Source organism: Blastococcus sp. SYSU DS0533, from assembly GCF_054050775.1.
Window position 1 is genome coordinate 34944 of record NZ_JBJGZZ010000024.1, and the last position, 15029, is coordinate 49972.

At 74.5% G+C, this 15029-nt stretch carries 19 protein-coding genes, 1 tRNA gene and 1 pseudogene; 9 read left to right on the plus strand and 12 right to left on the minus strand.

From position 1 onward, the window contains the following. Positions 1–46: 46 nt before the first annotated feature. Complete coding sequence (locus ACI79W_RS19445; RefSeq protein WP_456563728.1) at positions 47–1165, plus strand: NAD-dependent epimerase/dehydratase family protein; 1119 nt, start codon at positions 47–49, stop codon at positions 1163–1165. Positions 1166–1594: 429 nt separating this feature from the next. Here the strand turns inward: ACI79W_RS19445 and ACI79W_RS19450 are convergent, their stop codons facing one another. Continuing rightward, on the minus strand, positions 1595–2263 hold the full coding sequence (locus ACI79W_RS19450; protein WP_456563729.1) for a PaaI family thioesterase: 669 nt from the start codon (positions 2261–2263) through the stop codon (positions 1595–1597). Further along, positions 2256–3410, minus strand: coding sequence for an acyl-CoA dehydrogenase family protein (locus ACI79W_RS19455; protein WP_456563730.1), 1155 nt, complete (start codon positions 3408–3410; stop codon positions 2256–2258). Before ACI79W_RS19455 ends, ACI79W_RS19450 begins: the two co-directional genes overlap by 8 nt. A 167-nt stretch (positions 3411–3577) precedes the next feature. On the opposite strand from ACI79W_RS19455, the gene ACI79W_RS19460 reads away from it, so the two are divergent. Continuing rightward, complete coding sequence (locus tag ACI79W_RS19460) at positions 3578–4450, plus strand: DUF559 domain-containing protein (RefSeq protein ID WP_456563731.1); 873 nt, start codon at positions 3578–3580, stop codon at positions 4448–4450. 83 nt (positions 4451–4533) lie between these two features. Here ACI79W_RS19460 and ACI79W_RS19465 read toward each other — a convergent pair whose 3' ends face one another. Then, on the minus strand, positions 4534–5388 hold the full coding sequence (locus tag ACI79W_RS19465) for an aldo/keto reductase (protein ID WP_456563732.1): 855 nt from the start codon (positions 5386–5388) through the stop codon (positions 4534–4536). A 61-nt stretch (positions 5389–5449) separates the two neighbouring features. Between ACI79W_RS19465 and ACI79W_RS19470 the strand changes: the two genes are divergently transcribed. Beyond that, complete coding sequence (locus ACI79W_RS19470) at positions 5450–6055, plus strand: histidine phosphatase family protein (protein WP_456563733.1); 606 nt, start codon at positions 5450–5452, stop codon at positions 6053–6055. 7 nt (positions 6056–6062) lie between these two features. Here ACI79W_RS19470 and ACI79W_RS19475 read toward each other — a convergent pair whose 3' ends face one another. Further along, entirely contained in the window at positions 6063–7172 is a 1110-nt protein-coding gene (locus ACI79W_RS19475; protein ID WP_456563734.1) for an EAL domain-containing protein, read from the minus strand. A gap of 126 nt (positions 7173–7298) precedes the next feature. Here ACI79W_RS19475 and ACI79W_RS19480 point away from each other — a divergent pair, with 126 nt between their 5' ends. Further along, entirely contained in the window at positions 7299–7913 is a 615-nt protein-coding gene (locus ACI79W_RS19480; RefSeq protein WP_456563735.1) for a TetR/AcrR family transcriptional regulator, read from the plus strand. A gap of 194 nt (positions 7914–8107) precedes the next feature. Here the strand turns inward: ACI79W_RS19480 and ACI79W_RS19485 are convergent. Both ACI79W_RS19485 and ACI79W_RS19490 read right to left on the minus strand, forming a co-directional pair. Beyond that, positions 8108–8338 (minus strand): annotated as a pseudogene (locus ACI79W_RS19485) (DUF427 domain-containing protein); the annotation flags it as partial. A 75-nt stretch (positions 8339–8413) separates the two neighbouring features. Then, the gene (locus ACI79W_RS19490) at positions 8414–8704 is read right to left on the minus strand and encodes a DUF3618 domain-containing protein (protein WP_456563736.1); all 291 of its coding nucleotides are present in this window, start codon (positions 8702–8704) and stop codon (positions 8414–8416) included. A gap of 89 nt (positions 8705–8793) precedes the next feature. Between ACI79W_RS19490 and ACI79W_RS19495 the strand changes: the two genes are divergently transcribed. Further along, a tRNA-Leu gene (locus ACI79W_RS19495) sits at positions 8794–8874 on the plus strand. Positions 8875–9341: 467 nt separating this feature from the next. On the opposite strand, the gene ACI79W_RS19500 is transcribed toward ACI79W_RS19495, so the two are convergent. Beyond that, positions 9342–10082 carry a GAF and ANTAR domain-containing protein gene (locus ACI79W_RS19500; protein ID WP_456563737.1) on the minus strand — a complete coding sequence of 247 codons (741 nt, stop codon included), beginning with the start codon at positions 10080–10082 and terminating at the stop codon, positions 9342–9344. A gap of 189 nt (positions 10083–10271) precedes the next feature. On the opposite strand from ACI79W_RS19500, the gene ACI79W_RS19505 reads away from it, so the two are divergent. Further along, positions 10272–10661, plus strand: a complete 390-nt coding sequence (locus ACI79W_RS19505) for a hypothetical protein (protein WP_456563738.1) — start codon at positions 10272–10274, stop codon at positions 10659–10661. A gap of 6 nt (positions 10662–10667) precedes the next feature. On the opposite strand, the gene ACI79W_RS19510 is transcribed toward ACI79W_RS19505, so the two are convergent. After that, positions 10668–11588, minus strand: coding sequence for a DUF6910 family protein (locus tag ACI79W_RS19510; protein WP_456563739.1), 921 nt, complete (start codon positions 11586–11588; stop codon positions 10668–10670). Positions 11589–11624: 36 nt separating this feature from the next. Continuing rightward, positions 11625–12104 carry a DinB family protein gene (locus ACI79W_RS19515; protein WP_456563740.1) on the minus strand — a complete coding sequence of 160 codons (480 nt, stop codon included), beginning with the start codon at positions 12102–12104 and terminating at the stop codon, positions 11625–11627. 162 nt (positions 12105–12266) lie between these two features. Here ACI79W_RS19515 and ACI79W_RS19520 point away from each other — a divergent pair, with 162 nt between their 5' ends. Continuing rightward, entirely contained in the window at positions 12267–12494 is a 228-nt protein-coding gene (locus ACI79W_RS19520; RefSeq protein WP_456563741.1) for a hypothetical protein, read from the plus strand. A gap of 13 nt (positions 12495–12507) precedes the next feature. On the opposite strand, the gene rdgB is transcribed toward ACI79W_RS19520, so the two are convergent. Beyond that, positions 12508–13119, minus strand: coding sequence for an RdgB/HAM1 family non-canonical purine NTP pyrophosphatase (gene rdgB, locus ACI79W_RS19525; protein ID WP_456563742.1), 612 nt, complete (start codon positions 13117–13119; stop codon positions 12508–12510). Next, positions 13116–13871 (minus strand): ribonuclease PH, encoded by a 756-nt coding sequence (gene rph, locus ACI79W_RS19530; protein WP_456563743.1) that lies wholly within the window; start codon positions 13869–13871, stop codon positions 13116–13118. The genes rdgB and rph overlap by 4 nt, the downstream gene beginning before the upstream one ends. 61 nt (positions 13872–13932) lie before the next feature. Between rph and ACI79W_RS19535 the strand changes: the two genes are divergently transcribed. Then, positions 13933–14337 (plus strand): YjbQ family protein, encoded by a 405-nt coding sequence (locus tag ACI79W_RS19535; protein WP_456563744.1) that lies wholly within the window; start codon positions 13933–13935, stop codon positions 14335–14337. A gap of 53 nt (positions 14338–14390) precedes the next feature. After that, on the plus strand, positions 14391–14879 hold the full coding sequence (gene bcp / locus ACI79W_RS19540; protein ID WP_456563745.1) for a thioredoxin-dependent thiol peroxidase: 489 nt from the start codon (positions 14391–14393) through the stop codon (positions 14877–14879). Between the two features lie 41 nt (positions 14880–14920). Here the strand turns inward: bcp and ACI79W_RS19545 are convergent. Next, a partial coding sequence (locus tag ACI79W_RS19545) for an integrase core domain-containing protein (protein WP_456561255.1) occupies positions 14921–15029 on the minus strand: 109 nt, incomplete at its 5' end.

A 15029-nucleotide genomic window follows, 5' to 3' on the forward strand; every position in this document is an offset into this window, starting at 1 on the left:
CGCACCGTGCCGGTTGGCCGGAGGAGGGGCGGGTAGCGGCAGGGGCATGCCGAACCTCACCCCCGGCCAGCTGCGCGGCCGCACGATCGCCGTCACCGGAGCCAGCGGCAACCTCGGCACCGCTCTCCTGCGCCGGCTGACCGCGCCGTCGGCCGGCGTCGCCGAGGTCCGCGGGCTGGCCCGCCGGCGCCCGCCGTCGACCGCGCCCTACGACGGCGTCCGCTGGCACCTGGCCGACCTCGGCGAGGCCGCGAGCGAGCGAGAGGTCGCCGAGTTCGTCGAGGGCGCCGACGCCGTCGTCCACCTGGCCTGGGCGCTGCAGCCGGGCCGGCAGCCCGACCGGCTGCGCCAGGTGAACGTCGAGGGCACCCGGCGGGTGGCCCGCGCCGCGGCCGCCGCCGGCGTCGACCAGTTCGTGCACCTGAGCTCCATCGGCGCCTACGCCGCCGGCGCGCGCGGCACCCGGGTGACGGAGGACTGGCCGACCACGGGCATCCCCAGCGCCCAGTACAGCCGAGACAAGTCGCAGGCCGAGAGCGTGGTCCGCGACGTGTTCGGCCGGCACCGCGGCACCACGCTCACCGTCGTCCGCCCCACCCTGGTGCTGCAGCCGCAGGCCGGCAGCGAGATCGGCCGCTACTTCCTGGGCCCGCTGCTCTTCGGGGCGGCCCGCGTGCTGCCCGGCGCGGTGGCCCGGCTGCTGCCGCTGCCCCTGCCGGCCCTCGCCGTCGCCTTCGTGCACGCCGACGACGTCGCCGACGCCATCGAGCGGATGCTCGACCGCCGGGCGCCCGGCCCCTTCAACCTGGCGGCCGAGCCGTTGCTGGACGCCGACGCGCTGGCGAAGGCCCTCGGCTCGCGGCGGGTGCCCACCCCCGCGTTCGCGCTGCGCGCCGGGCTGCAGGCCGCCTTCGCCGCGCACCTGGTGCCCACCGAGCCCGGGTGGCTCGACATCGGCACGCAGGTGCCCGCGCTGGACACCTCCCGGGCGCGCAAGCTGCTCGACTGGGCCCCGTTCCACGCCGGGGACGACGTGCTCCGCCAGTTCGTCGCCGCCCTGGGCAGCGGTGCGGGCGGGCCCGGGGCGCTGCTCCAGCCGGCGGGTGGTCCCGTGCTGGACCCCGGGGGCGACCCGGCCAACGCCCCCGGTCCGCGAGCCAACTGACCCTAAGTCGGGGAGGCTGCCGAGCAGCGTGCGGGTCGTCGCGTCGCGGGTGTCGAGCAGCTCGTCCAGGGCCCCCGCCGCCGACCCCAGCAGGTCAGGTCGACGCGGGCCTGGACGTCGACGCGCTCGTAGCCGGGCCGGGGTCTCCTCGAGCACGTCCAGCCCCTCGGCGGCGTCGCCGAGGGGCGCGGCCAGCACCTGGGACAGCTGCGGCCGCTCCCCCGCCCGCGCCGCGCCCCCCAGCCCCCGCACACCGCGGCGGGCCGGCCGGCCGACGTCGGCCAGCTCCCGTCGCAGGCCGTCGGGTACCGCGGCCGACGTCGCGGTGAGCGGCTGGTACGAGCCGCTGGAGCTCATCCGGGTCCGTCGCACGGGCCCTCCTGGCGCCTGGGTGGGGGCCGGACGCTACCGGGGGTTCCCGAACCCGTTTCAGCTGCGGCTGGTCCAGGCGCCGACGTCGCGGCCGGTCCGCGCGAACACCTCCGAGGCCCGCTCCGCGCGGAGGGCGACCAGCAGCGCCTCGCCCTCGGCGAGGGTGGTTCCCGGGTCGTCCTCGGCGACCAGCCGGGCGGTGGCGGTGGCCCGCCGGCCCTCGACCGAGACCAGCTGCCCGGTCACCACGAGCGGGACACCCAGGTGCACCGGCCGCCGGTAGGTGACGCTCAGCGTCGCGGTCAGGCCGCCGTGCCCGGCACCGCGGGCGGAGCGGGCGAGCACGTGGTCCAGGAGCGTGGCCACGACCCCGCCGTGGACCAGCCCCGGCGGCCCCTCGAGCTTCTTGCCGACGACCACGCGGCCCACGCACCGGCCCTCCTCCGGGAAGTCGTCGACCTCCATCGGCGGGGCCACCGGGCTGCCCGGCCCGTACACCGGGCTGTACCAGCGCTGCCCGCTGTCCGGGTCGTCCACCGAGGCGATCTCGTGGACCTCGCGCAGATCGGCCGAGAGCAGCGCGGTCAGCTCCCGCGCCGCGCTCGTCGCCTCGGCCAGCCGGTCCAGCGGCACCTCGGTGCGGACGGCGGCGTCGACCAGCGCGCGCAGCGCCTCCCCCAGCTCGCCGACGGCAGCGCGGCGGATCTCCCGCTCGTCGTCAGCCACGGGGCATGCCGGCCTCGCGGAGCAGCGCGCCACCGACGATGACCCGCTGCACCTCGCTGGTGCCCTCGTAGAGCCGGAACAGCCGGGCGTCGCGGTAGAAGCGCTCCACCGGCGTCGTCCGCAGGTATCCCATGCCGCCGTGCACCTGCACCGCCTTGTCGACGGCGCGCCCCACCATCTCGGTGCAGAACAACTTGGCCGACGACGGGCCGACGGAGGTGTCCTCGCCGGAGTCGTAGCGGGCCGCGACGTCGCGCACCATGCTGCGGCCGGCGAGCAGCTCGGCGTGCATGTCGGCGAGCATCGCCTGCACCAGCTGGAAGCGGCCGATCGGCGCCCCGCCCTGCTTGGCGGTGGCGGCGTACGCGACCGACTCGTCGAGCACCCGCTGCGCCATGCCCACGCACAGCGCCGCGATGTGCAGCCGCCCGCGGGAGAGCACGGTGAGCGCCTTGGAGTAGCCGCGGCCCTCCTCGCCGATCAGGGCGTCGGCGGGCACCCGCACGTCGTCGAAGAAGACCTCGGAGGTCCAGGCGCCGGCCTGCCCCATCTTCTTGTCCTTGGGCCCGACGGTGACGCCCGGCGTCGTCGTCTCGACCACGAAGCTGGAGATGCCGCGGCCGCCCTTCTCCGCGGGGTCGGTGCGGGCGAAGACGACGAACAGGTCGGCGATCGGCGCGTTCGTGATGTAGCGCTTGCTGCCGTTGATGACCCATCCGTCGCCGTCCCGGCGGGCGCTGGTGCGCAGCGCGGAGGGGTCGGAGCCGGCCTCGGCCTCGGTGAGCGCGAAGGAGCCGATCAGCTCACCCGCGGAGAGGCGCGGCAGGTACCTCTCCTTCTGCTCGTCGCTGCCGAACTTCGCGATCACCTGGCCGGAGATGCCGTTGTTGGTGCCGAACAGCGAGCGGAAGGCCGGCGTCGTGTAGCCGAACTCCATGGCCAGCTCGACGTCCTCGGTCATGGTGACGCCCAGCCCGCCGTAGTCCTCGGGGAGCGCGTAGCCGAAGAGGCCCATCTCGGCGGCCTGCGCGCGCAGGTCGTCGGGGATGCGGTCCTCGTCCTCGATCTGCTCCTCACGGGGCACCACCGATTCGCGGATGAGCTGGCGAACGGCGTCCTTGACCTGGCGGAAGTCCTCGGCGTCCACGCCGCCATGGTGACGCGTGCCGCATCCGGCCGTCGAGGCGGGGGTCCCGCCGCGCCGAGTCATGCGAACTCGTGGTCATCAGCCATCGATGGCCACGACTTCGCATGACTCGGACCCCTGTGGACGGCGCCGGCCGGCCGGCCCGCTGTTCCGGCAGGCTGCCCGGCATGCCGACGCCGCTTGTACCGCCGCGGGTCCGTGGTCCCCTGGACCGACGCGGCGCCCGCGCCGACGGCATCTCCGACTGGCACCTGCGTCACCGGGACGTGCTCCGCTCCTCGCGGGACACGTACCTCCCCCGCGCCTCCGACGAGCTGCAACGGATACGCGCCGTCCTGCTCGGCCCTCCGCAGGGTGCGGTGATCAGTCACCTGACCGCGGCGCGGCTGTGGGGATTGCAGGTGCCGCTCGTGCCGGAGGACCAACCGGTGCACCTGACCGTGGCGCGGAACGTCCGCCGTCGCCATCGCCGCGACCGCCGCCTCCACTTCTCCGACGTGCCCGGAGCCCAGACGCGTCGCCGGCACGGGGTGGTCCTGACCTCGCCCAGCCGGACGTGGATCGACCTGGCCGCCGTCGTCCCACCGGCCGCGCTGCTGGCCGTCACCGACCAGATGCTGGCCCGTGGCTTCCCCCGGGACGAGTTCCCCGCGATCCTGCGGCGCTCGGCGGGTCGGCGTGGAGTGACGACCGCCCGGCGCGCCGCCGCGTGCGCCGACCCGTTGGCCGGCTCGCCGATGGAGTCGGTGCTCCGCTGGTCGATCCTCGAGGCCGGTCTGCCACGGCCGGTCCTGCAGCACGTCGTACGGGACGCCGGGCGGTTCCTCGGCCGGGTCGACCTGGCGTGGCCCGACCGGCGGGTGATCGTGGAGTTCGACGGCGACGTGCACCGCGACCGGCGGGTCTTCGTGGAGGACGTCCGTCGGCAGAACGGCCTGGTCCTCGCGGGATGGATCGTGCTCCGTTTCACCTCCGCGGACCTGCTCGGCCACCCGGATCGGGTGCTGGGGGCGATCCGGGCGGCGCTCGGCCTGGGCTGAGGTGCAGCCGGCCGCGCCGAGTCATGCGAACTCGTGGCCATCAGCGCTCGATGGCCACGAGTTCGCATGGTTCGCAGGGAGGCTCAGGCGAGGGCGTCCAGGCGGGCCATGTCCTCGTCCGAGAGGGTCAGCCGCGCTGCACCCAGGTTCTCGGTCAGGTGGTCGACCGACTTGGTGCCGGGGATCGGCAGCACCACCGGAGACTTCTGCAGCAGCCAGGCCAGCGCGACCTGCGCGGGCGTGGCGTCCAGCTCGCGGGCGATGTCGGCGACCGGGCTGTCGGGCGCGGCCAGGTCCCCCGTGGCGATCGGGAACCACGGGATGAAGGCGATGCCGTGCTCGGTGGTGTAGTCCAGGACGTCCTGGCTCTGCCGGGTCGTGAGGTTGTACAGGTTCTGCACGCTGACGATCTCGGTGATCTCGCGGGCGGCCCGCAGCTCCTCGACCGACACTTCCGAGACGCCGATGTGGCGCACCTTGCCCTGCTCCTTGAGCTCGACGAAGGCGCCCAGCTGGTCGGCCAGGGGCACCTCGGAGTCGATGCGGTGCAGCTGGATGAGGTCGATGCGCTCGACCTTCAGGTGCCGCAGCGAGAGCTCGACCTGCTGCTTGAGGTAGGCGGGCCGCCCGACCGGCGTCCAGACGCCCGGGCCCTGCCGCGTGAGCCCGGCCTTGGTCGCGATGACCAGGTGCCCCGGGTAGGGGTGCAGCGCCTCCGCGATGATCTGCTCGCTGATCTCGGGCCCGTAGGAGTCGGCGGTGTCGATGAAGTCGACACCCTGCTCGACGGCGGCCTGCACGACCCGGACGGCAGCGCCGCGGTCGGCCGGCTCGCCCCACACGCCGGGGCCGGGCAGCTGCATGGCGCCGTAGCCGAGGCGGTGGACGGGGAGGTCGCCGCCGATGGGGAAGGTGTCGCTGAGCTGTGCAGTGGTCATGCCCGTGGCCAGCACGGCGGCGGGCGAGCGTGTTCCCGCGCCGGCGTGTTCGATGGGCTGCGTGGGCGAGGTGGCCGGTGGGCGTGCGGGCGAGGTGGTCGTGCTGCGGCACGGGCAGACGGAGTGGAGCCGCACCGGCCAGCACACCGGGGCCACCGACCTGCCGCTGCTGCCCGAGGGCGAGGACCAGGCGCGCGCGCTGCGTGGGGGGCTGGGCCGCCGGCGGTTCGCCGAGGTGCGGGTGAGCCCGCTGCAGCGCGCCCGGCGCACCGCCGAGCTGGCAGGGCTCACCCCCACGGCCGTCGACGGGGACCTGGTCGAGCTGGACTACGGGGGGTACGAGGGCCGCACGACCGCCGAGATCAGCGAGGAGCTGGGCCGGGAGTGGTCGATCTGGCGGGACGGCACGGTGGACGCCGAGGCCCCCGGGGAGTCGCTGGCGGACGTCGGTGCGCGGGTCGACCGGGTGCTCGACCGGGTGCGCGGCCGGCTCCCCGACGGCGACGTGGCCCTCGTCGCCCACGGGCACGTCTTGCGGGTGCTGACGGCCCGGTGGCTCGGGCTGGCCCCCGAGGCCGGTGCCCTGTTCGCGCTGCCCGCCGGCCGCTACGGCGTGCTGGGGCACGAGCACGGCCGCCCCGTGCTCACCGGCTGGGCCCTGGGCTGAGCCCGCCTCAGCGCGCGCGGGCCACCGGCTGCCAGCGGCCCTCGGGCTCCTCCGCCGGGGCCTCGCGGCGCACCGGCCGGCCGAACAACCACCCCTGGCCCATGTCGGCCCCCAGGACGGTGACCTCCTCGGCCAGCTGCTCGGTCTCGACACCCTCGGCCACCACGACCGCGCCCAGCTGGTGGGCCAGGTCGGTCACCGCCTTCAGCACCGTGCGGGCGCCGTCGTCGGGCAGCTCCTGCACCAGCCCCTTGTCGAGCTTGACCACCTCGGGCCGGACCGCGGCCAGCAGCGACAGGCTCGACCAGCCGGCGCCGACGTCGACCAGCGCGACCCGCCAGCCCAGCGAGCGGTAGTGCTCGAGCACCGAGACCAGGTGCCCGCGGTCGGCGATCGCGTGCGACTCCACCACCTCGAACACGAGCTGGCGGGGGTCGATCCCGGCGTCGTGCGCGACCCGCTCGGTGCTGGCCAGGCAGACCTGCGGCCGGTAGATCGAGGACGGGTTGGAGTTGACGAACAGGTCGTCGCCGCCCAGCCACGGCCGCGCGCCGGTGATGGCGGACTCCCGGCCGATGCGGTCCAGCCGGTCCAGCCAGCCCGCCGACTCGGCGACGAAGAACAGGTCCCCGCCCCCGACCTCCCGGCCGTCCACCAGCCCGCGCAGCAGCGCCTCGTGGGCGACGACCGACCGGTCGGCCAGCGAGACGATCGGCTGGTACACCGACCAGAACTCGGCCTCGGCCAGGACGCCGACCTCGACTGTCACCCCGCGCCGGGCCAGCTCGACGGCGAGCGTGGGGGCGGTCAGCATGCGGACGGTGAGCGCGGCACCGCCGTCGGGCGGGTCCGTCACCACCCGCACCGCCTCGGTCTCCGCACCGGTCAGCTCCCGCGCGAGCTTCTGGAACAGCCGCTCCAGCCCGCGCCCGCCCCGGTCGTCGACGACGTCGACCACCTGGGGCGCGGAGTCCACGGTGAGACCCAGCGCCTTGGCGGTGCGGGCGACGTGCGGCAGCACGTGCCCGATCGAGGTGGCCAGCAGGGCGCGGTCCGCCCGGCCGGGCAGCTCCCAGTTCTGGCGGCACCCGCAGACCCCGCCGCAGATGGTTCCCACGCCGGACAGGGTGACCCACCGGGCGGGGTGCGCGGGACAGGCGCGCGGCGGTATCAGAACGCTCTTCCGGGGTACTCGCGGGGGACTTCCAGCACTTGCACAACTTGAATGTCTAAGGTTTGCCCCATGGCCGCTCTCCCCACCGCAGAAGCCGCCCGTCCGAGTCGCGGCGGCCGTCCCCGCGACCCGAGCCGGGACGGCGTCATCCGCGCCGCGATCCTGCGGCTGCTCGCAGACGTGGGCTACGGCGCGCTGACCATGGACGCGGTCGCCGCGGAGGCCGGCGTCGGCAAGGCCACGATCTACCGCCGCTGGCGCACCAAGCAGGACCTGGTCGTCGACACCATCTCCGACCTCAACCGCGACGAGGCGCACACCCCGGACACCGGCTCCCTCGAGGGCGACCTGCGCGAGATCATGCGCACGCTCGTCGGCGTCGTCAACGGGCCGACCGGCGCGGCGACGCTCTCGCTGCTCTCCACCGTGCCCCGCCACCCGGCACTCGCCGAGGCGTTCGAGAAGGGCCCGCTCGCGGTCTGGCGGCAGTCCTTCGAGCAGGTGTGGGAGAACGCCGAGGCGCGCGGCGAGATCGGCCCGGACTTCCGCAGCTCGGTCGCCGCCGAGACCATCAGCGCGCTCCTCGTGCAGCGCTGGCTGCTCACCCACCGGCCGGTCGACGAGGCCTTCGCCGACGAGGTGCTGGAGACCGTGGTCATGCCCCTGGTGCGCAGCCAGGCCTGAAGCCGCTCACCGGCCGAGCGAGCCGGGCCCGCCCTTGACGGGCCCGGCGACCTCGTCGGTGACCCACCCGCCGTAGAAGCCACCGGGCTGCGGCGCGTCTGCTCGCCGTCGACCAGCGCCCGGTCGACCCTGCCGGGGGAGAACGCGATCGCCGAGCGCAGGTGCTCGTGGCCCGGGGCGGGGTCCTCGTAGGACCACCCGATCTCCGGGATGCGACGGCCGTCGACGACGGCGTCCCAGTAGGTCGCCGTCCCCTTCCACTCGCACACCGAGCGGCCCGGCGCCCGCTCCAGCAGGTCGACGGCGGCGTCCTCGCGCGGCACGCAGTACACCGGCGGGTGGCTGGTCTGGCAGACCCGCACCGCGCGCCGGGTGTCGGCCAGCACCCGGCCGGCCACCTCGACGACGACGTGGCGCTCGCTCACCCGCGCCGACGGCGGGCGCGGGTAGTCCCAGACCGACTCCTGCCGGGGCCGACCGGGTCGCGGCGCACCGGCGGGTCAGCCCTTGCGGTGGCCCTTGTCGACCACGACCATGCGGCGGCCGAGCAACTGGACCTCGTCCTTGCGCCGGTGGCGGACCTTCTGGACGACGACCAGCGTGACCAGCAGGCCGACGGCGCCGACCGTGGCCTGGCCCGCCGGCGTGCGCAGGAAGCGCTGGACGGCGTCCCGGCCCTGCGCCTTCAGGCGGGTCGGGCTGCTCCGGTAGGCGATCTGGTCCAGGGTGGCGGCCAGCGACTCGCGGGCCGCATCGATCTCGAGCTGGATCTGTCGTGGGTCGCGGGGCACGGGCGACAGCCTGCCAGACGTACCGCAGGTCAGCGCGGCGACGGCACTCCCCGGCCACCCGCCCGGGTGCTCATAGACTCCTGGGCCACGCGGGAGTGGTGTAACGGCAGCCACGCCAGACTTAGGATCTGGTGCCTTCGGGCGTGGGGGTTCGACTCCCCCCTCCCGCACAAGTGCGTCTCCCTTGGCCGGAGCCCGAATGGCCCGTCGAGGCATGTGGATCACAGCGGCGTGAGTCGATCCGCGAGCCAACGCGCGACCCAACATCGGGGTCGCAGACGGGCGCTCGGGTGCGCTCCGTCCCGCTCTGTCCATCCCCGCAGGGTGCTTGCCCGAGCACCGTGAACCGCCCCGGGATTGACGGAGGCACTGGGATGCCCCGGGTCTGGCGGGTCGCACAGCCGGAGGCTGGGACACCACTCCATCGCCTTCACGGCCGACGTGTACGCGGACGTCGCCAAGGAGCCCAACTACTCCACCGACATGGAGCGGACGGAGAGGGCGCTCGGTATGTAGGGCGGCCAGCCGGTCGCAGGCCTCAGGAGGCCGACGCTCTCATCGTGTGCAACGGTCCGAGCTTGCGGCGGGGGCCCTGGCGTCGAAGAACGGCGGGTGAGCCCCCGCCCGCCAAGCCGGCTCAGTCCCGGCGACGATCGCTGCCCGGCACCGCTCCCGTGTCGGTGAGCTCGCGCGCGATGTCGACCAGCTTGCGGTTCATCTCCTGGGAGACGCGGGCGAGAACGCCGAATGCCTGGTCGGCGGTGAGCTTGTGCCGCTCCATGAGGATGCCCTTGGCCTGGCCGATGACGTCCCGATTCGTCAGTCCGGTGCGCAGGTTCTCCTCTTGTTCGGCACCGGCGAGCGCCACGGCAGCATGGCTGGCGAACATCTGCCCGATTTCCTGGCACTCGTCGTCGAAAGCACCCGGCGTCCGGGAGTACAGGTTCAGCGCCCCGAGCCGGTCACCAGCGACGAAGAGCTGGAAGCACATCATGCTGCCTGCACCCAAACCGGAAGCCTCCCGCGCGAACTCCGGCCAGCGGTCGTCGGAGCCGACGTCGTCCACCCGGACGACCTCCTGTTCCCAGACCGCATCCAGACACGGTCCTTGGCCGATTCGCCCTTGGAGCGCGTCGATCTGCCGGGGCAGCTCGCTAGTCGAGGCCCGCGGTTCGACCTTCTTGCGACTGATCACGTAGCTGATGCTGCACTCTTCCGCGTTCGGCACCACCGTCACGGCTGAGGTCGTGATGGCCTGCAACGTGGCCTCGACGTCGCCGTGCTCCTCCTGGAGGTGGCGCGCCACACGGCTCATGGCGTCGCCGAGGTTCTGCGACGACGCGGTCGGGTTGTCCGCGTCTCCCTGGGTCGCCGTCATGCGGAACGAAGTTACTGGAAGCGCGGGCTGCGTCCGAAGCGGCCTGCGCCGCGTTCCACCTCGGCCCCGTCCACCCCACGTAGTCACCGAGCTGACGCCGATGGGTTGGCATCGACACGACGAGTGGACGCCGCCGACTCGAAATGTCGATGGTTCGTCATACCTCCGCGAATGCCACCCGGTGAGCAGATGCAGGTTCTCGTGACGGTGAAGGCGTACCCGCAGCCGTCCAAGAGCTACGGCGAGACCGTGTGCGTAGCTGGCGTCCTCATGGGCGTCGGCATCGCGGTCGTCTGCGCCCCTGTGCTCGGCTTCGTCACCGCGAGCACCGTGCGCGACTCGAGGGCGGCCGTCGAGGAGCTGCCCGAGCACCAGCGTGCCGTGGTGGAGCGGGCGGCCCCCCGGGGCCCGGTGCCGGAGGACGACGCCCTGCGCGAGGCCGCGCCGCACCCCGTCGAGGACCGGCTGCTCACCGTCCGGGCGACGCGGACCCGCGCACTGGCCCTGCCCGCCGTCGTGGCGCTGGTCGCCCCGGCCCGGCTCGAGCGGCGCGCCGAACTGCTCCGCCGGGCCGGCTGACGGGGGTCAGCCCAGGACGACGCGCAGGTCCAGCTCGACCGACGGGGTGTCCGGGTCGTCGTCGTCCACGACGGCCAGCAGGCGCACCTCCCCGTCCGAGACCCCGCGGAGCGCCAGGCCCTCCACCTTGTGCACGTGGCCGTGCAGCTCGGGGATGGGCGCGACCTCCTGGACGGTGTCGCCGTCCAGCAGCGCGATCGCGGTGCCGACCACCGGCCCGTCGTCGACCGCGTTCGGGGTGTCTTCCGCCGCCGCGCTCAGCAGCACCCGGCCGTCGGGGAGGGCGACCGCGTCGGTGATCGCCAGGCCGACGCCCTCGACCTCGCCCAACTCGTACCGCCGGGGCCGGTCCACGGGGACGGCGGCGGGCTCGGCCTGTCCGAGGACGGCGGCGACGAGGTCGTGCAGCGGCACGTCGACGCTCGCCGAGCGGACGCCGGCCACCAGGTTGCCCCGGTTGAACCACCGCACCACGTCGCCGTGCCGGCTGGCCCCCTCGAGGTTCACCTGGTCCATCGGCAGGTCCAGGAGCTCGGCCACCCGTCGGTACACCGGGCCGAGCTCCGCCGAGCGCACCACCGGCCGCCCGTCCTCGAGCCGCACCACCACCGCCCGCATGCGGCGGGGTGAGGAGCCCGACCCCAGGAGGAGCACTGCCGGCTCCCCGTCCACCTCTGCCGGGCACGCCACCTCCAGGTCCGGCTTGAGGTGCTTGGTGCCCTCGGCCTCGCGGAACGTGCGCAGGCCCTCGACCGGCGGGAGCACCTCCACCGTGACCACCTCGTCCGGCCGGCGCCAGGCGGCGATCGTCGAGTCGTCCTGCACGACCAGCCAGCCGTCCCCCAACGGGGCCACGCCCGAGGCTGCGGTCACCGGGGTGCCGCCGGTGAAGCGCAGCGTCCGGGCGGCATCCACGAAGACCTGCATCGGCCCGGGATGCCCCGCGCGGCGGCGGATCACGCGTCAGTGGTGACCGGTCCGCCCGTCGAGCATCTCCCGCAGCAGGTCGAGGTGGCCCACGTGCCGGGCCACCTCCTCCACGATGTGCCCGAGGATCCAGCGCGGCGAGAGCGTCGTCCCGCCGTACTCGTCGTCGCGCCCCCGGTCGACCAGGGACGCGGCGTCGACGATCTCCACCGAGACGGCGCACTGGCGGGAGTACTCCGCCAGCAGCCGGGCCAGCGGCACGGCGGGGACCCGCCAGTCCGCGCCCGGGTCGTCGCCGAACTGCGGGTCGCCCTCCTTCGGCCGGCCGAGGAAGAGCACCTCGAACCAGCAGTGCTCCACCCAGCGGAGGTGGGAGACCAGGCCGGCGACCGTCATCAGCGGAGAGGTCGGCAGGAGGATGCGGTGCGCGTCGTCGTCGCCCAGGCCCGCGCACTCCGTAGTGCACGAGCGAGCGCTGCAGGTGCAGCCAGCCGGCGAGCTGCGCCCGCTCGTCACCCGTCCCGGGTGGGCGGGCGCACGCCGGCAGGCTCACGCCGTCGGACGCCAGCGGTCACCTCACGGCCGGTCACGCGGGTTCCCGTCCGGGGTCGGTCACCCGGCCGGGTGGCGTGGGGATACGACCCCTGCGCCGCGGCGGTGCGGCAGCCGATGGGTGGCATGACCTCCAGCGCCACCCCGACCGCGACCTGGCTCCCGGCCGCCCTGGTGCGCGCCGCCGTCGTCCACCCCGCCGCCGCGCCCGCACGCGGCCGGCACCGGGCCCCGGAGCCCAGCGCCCCCGTCCCGGCCGGCGACGGGGAGCAGCGCGCGTCCCCGGCCCGGCACGCCGACCCCGAGGAGCAGGACTCCCTCGCGTGGCTCGGCACCGCCCTGCCTCGGGGCTGACCGGACGCCGGGGTCAGCGGGGCGCCAGCACCTCGGCCAGCACCGGCAGCAGCGCCGCGAATGCCTGCCCCCGGTGGCTGCGCGCGTCCTTCTCCGCCGGCTCCAGCTCCGCGGAGGTCACGTCCAGCCCCTCCGGGACGAACACCGGGTCGTAGCCGAAGCCGTTGCTGCCCCGCTTCTCCCGCACCACGTGCCCGCGCCACTGCCGCTCCAGCACCCGCTCGGTGCCGTCGGGGGTCACCAGGGCGGCGGCGCACACGAAGGCCGCGCCCCGCCGCTCGTCGGGCACGTCGGCGAGCTGCCCCAGCAGCAGCGCGGTGTTGGCGTCGTCGTCGCCGTGCCGGCCCGACCATCGCGCCGAGAGCACACCGGGCATGCCGTTCAGCGCGTCGACCGCGAGCCCGGAGTCGTCGGCCACCGCGGGCAGGCCGGTGTACCGCACCGCCTCCCGCGCCTTGAGCAGTGCGTTGTCGGCGAACGTCGCCCCGGTCTCCGGCGCCTCCGGGTACTCCTCGACGTCGCGCAGGCCGACCACCTCCACCCCGGGAACCGCGCTCGCGAGCAGCCGCCGCAGCTCGGCGAGCTTGCCGGCGTTGCGGGTGGCCAGCAGCAGCCGGGTGCTCATCGGGCGACCGGCTCGCGTGACAGCGCCTCGGCCTGGAGGCGGGTGAGCTCGGCGCAGCCGGCGACCGCCAGGTCGAGCAGCGCGTCGAGGGTCGGCCGGTCGAAGACGGCGCCCTCCGCGGTGCCCTGCACCTCGACGAAGCCGCCGTCCCCGGTGCAGACCACGTTCATGTCGGTGCCGGCGCGCACGTCCTCCTCGTAGGCGAGGTCCAGCCGCGGCTCGCCGTCGATGACCCCGACGCTGACCGCGGCCACCGACTGCACGAGCGGTTCCTTCTTCGCCAGCTTCTTGCGCTCGCCGAGCCAGGTGACGGCGTCGGCCAGCGCGACGTAGGCGCCGGTGATGGCGGCGGTCCGGGTGCCGCCGTCGGCCTGGAGGACGTCGCAGTCGATCGCGATGCTGTTCTCCCCCAGCGCGCCCAGGTCGATCGAGGCGCGCAGCGAGCGGCCGATGAGCCGGCTGATCTCGTGCGTACGGCCGCCGATCCGCCCCTTCACCGACTCCCGGTCGCTGCGGGTGTGGGTCGCTCGCGGCAGCATCGAGTACTCGGCGGTGACCCAGCCCAGGCCCGACCCCTTGCGCCAGCGCGGCACGCCCTCGGTCACGCTCGCCGCGCACAGCACGCGGGTGCGGCCGAACTCGACGAGCACCGACCCCTCGGCGTGGTCGAGCCAGTTGCGGGTGATCGTCACCGGGCGGAGCTGGTCGGCCGATCGGCCGTCGGCACGGGGGGTGGGTCGAGGCTGCGTCACGGGTGCCGACAGTAGTGCGCGCCCGCGGCGGCCCGCCCCCGTCTCCGGCAGGATCGGGCCCATGAGATCGGAGCTGCGTTCCGTCCGGACCGGTGGCGTGCCCGTCGTCGTCGACCTGACCGACGACTGCGCCGAGTTCGTGCAGCAGGAGGGCGACGGGCTGCTGCACGTCTTCGTCCCGCACGCCACCGCCGGCCTGGCGATCCTGGAGACCGGCTCGGGCAGCGACGACGACCTGCTGGCCCAGCTCGACGACCTGCTGCCCCGCGACGACCGGTGGCGCCACCGGCACGGCAGCCCCGGGCACGGCCGGGACCACGTGCTGCCGGCGTTCGTCCCGCCGCACGCGAGCGTGCCCGTGCTGGAGGGCAGGCTGATGCTGGGCACGTGGCAGCGCATCTGCCTGGTGGACACCAACGCGGACAACCACCAGCGGCAGGTGCGCTTCTCGTTCCTGGCCGGCTGACCGCCCGGCGCCCCCTTGCGAGCCGCGCCCCGGGACACGGCAGGATGCCCGGCATGACCGAGACCGACGCCGCCCCCGTCCGCCTGGCCCCCGGCGACCCGGCGCCGGACTTCACGCTGCCCGACGCCGACGGCAACCCGGTGTCGCTGTCGTCCTACCGCGGCCGTCGCGTCATCGTCTACTGCTACCCGGCGGCCTTGACCCCCGGCTGCACCACCCAGGCCGTCGACTTCACCGCCGCGGCCGGCGATCTCGCCGAGGCGGGGCTGGAGATCATCGGCATCTCCCCCGACCCGGTCGAGAAGCTCGCCCGCTTCCGCGAGAAGGAGGACCTGCGCATCACCCTGGTCTCCGACCCCGGCAAGCAGGTGATGCAGGCCTACGGCGCGTACGGCACGAAGAAGCTGTACGGCAAGGAGGTGGTCGGGGTGATCCGGTCGACGTTCGTCATCGACGCCGAGGGGCGGGTCGAGCGCGCCTCCTACAACGTCAAGGCCACCGGGCACGTGGCCAAGCTCCGCCGCGACCTCGGGCTCGACTGAGGAAGTACCACCAGGACGTTCCACCTAGGTGTACCGAGCCATCACGTTGGTGCCAGTCGGCTGATCGGGGGCTCCCCGCCGAGGGCGCTGTGGCGGCGTTGAGTGTTGTAGTGCTCCAGCCAGGGAGCAAGCGCGGCTGAGCGCTGGTCG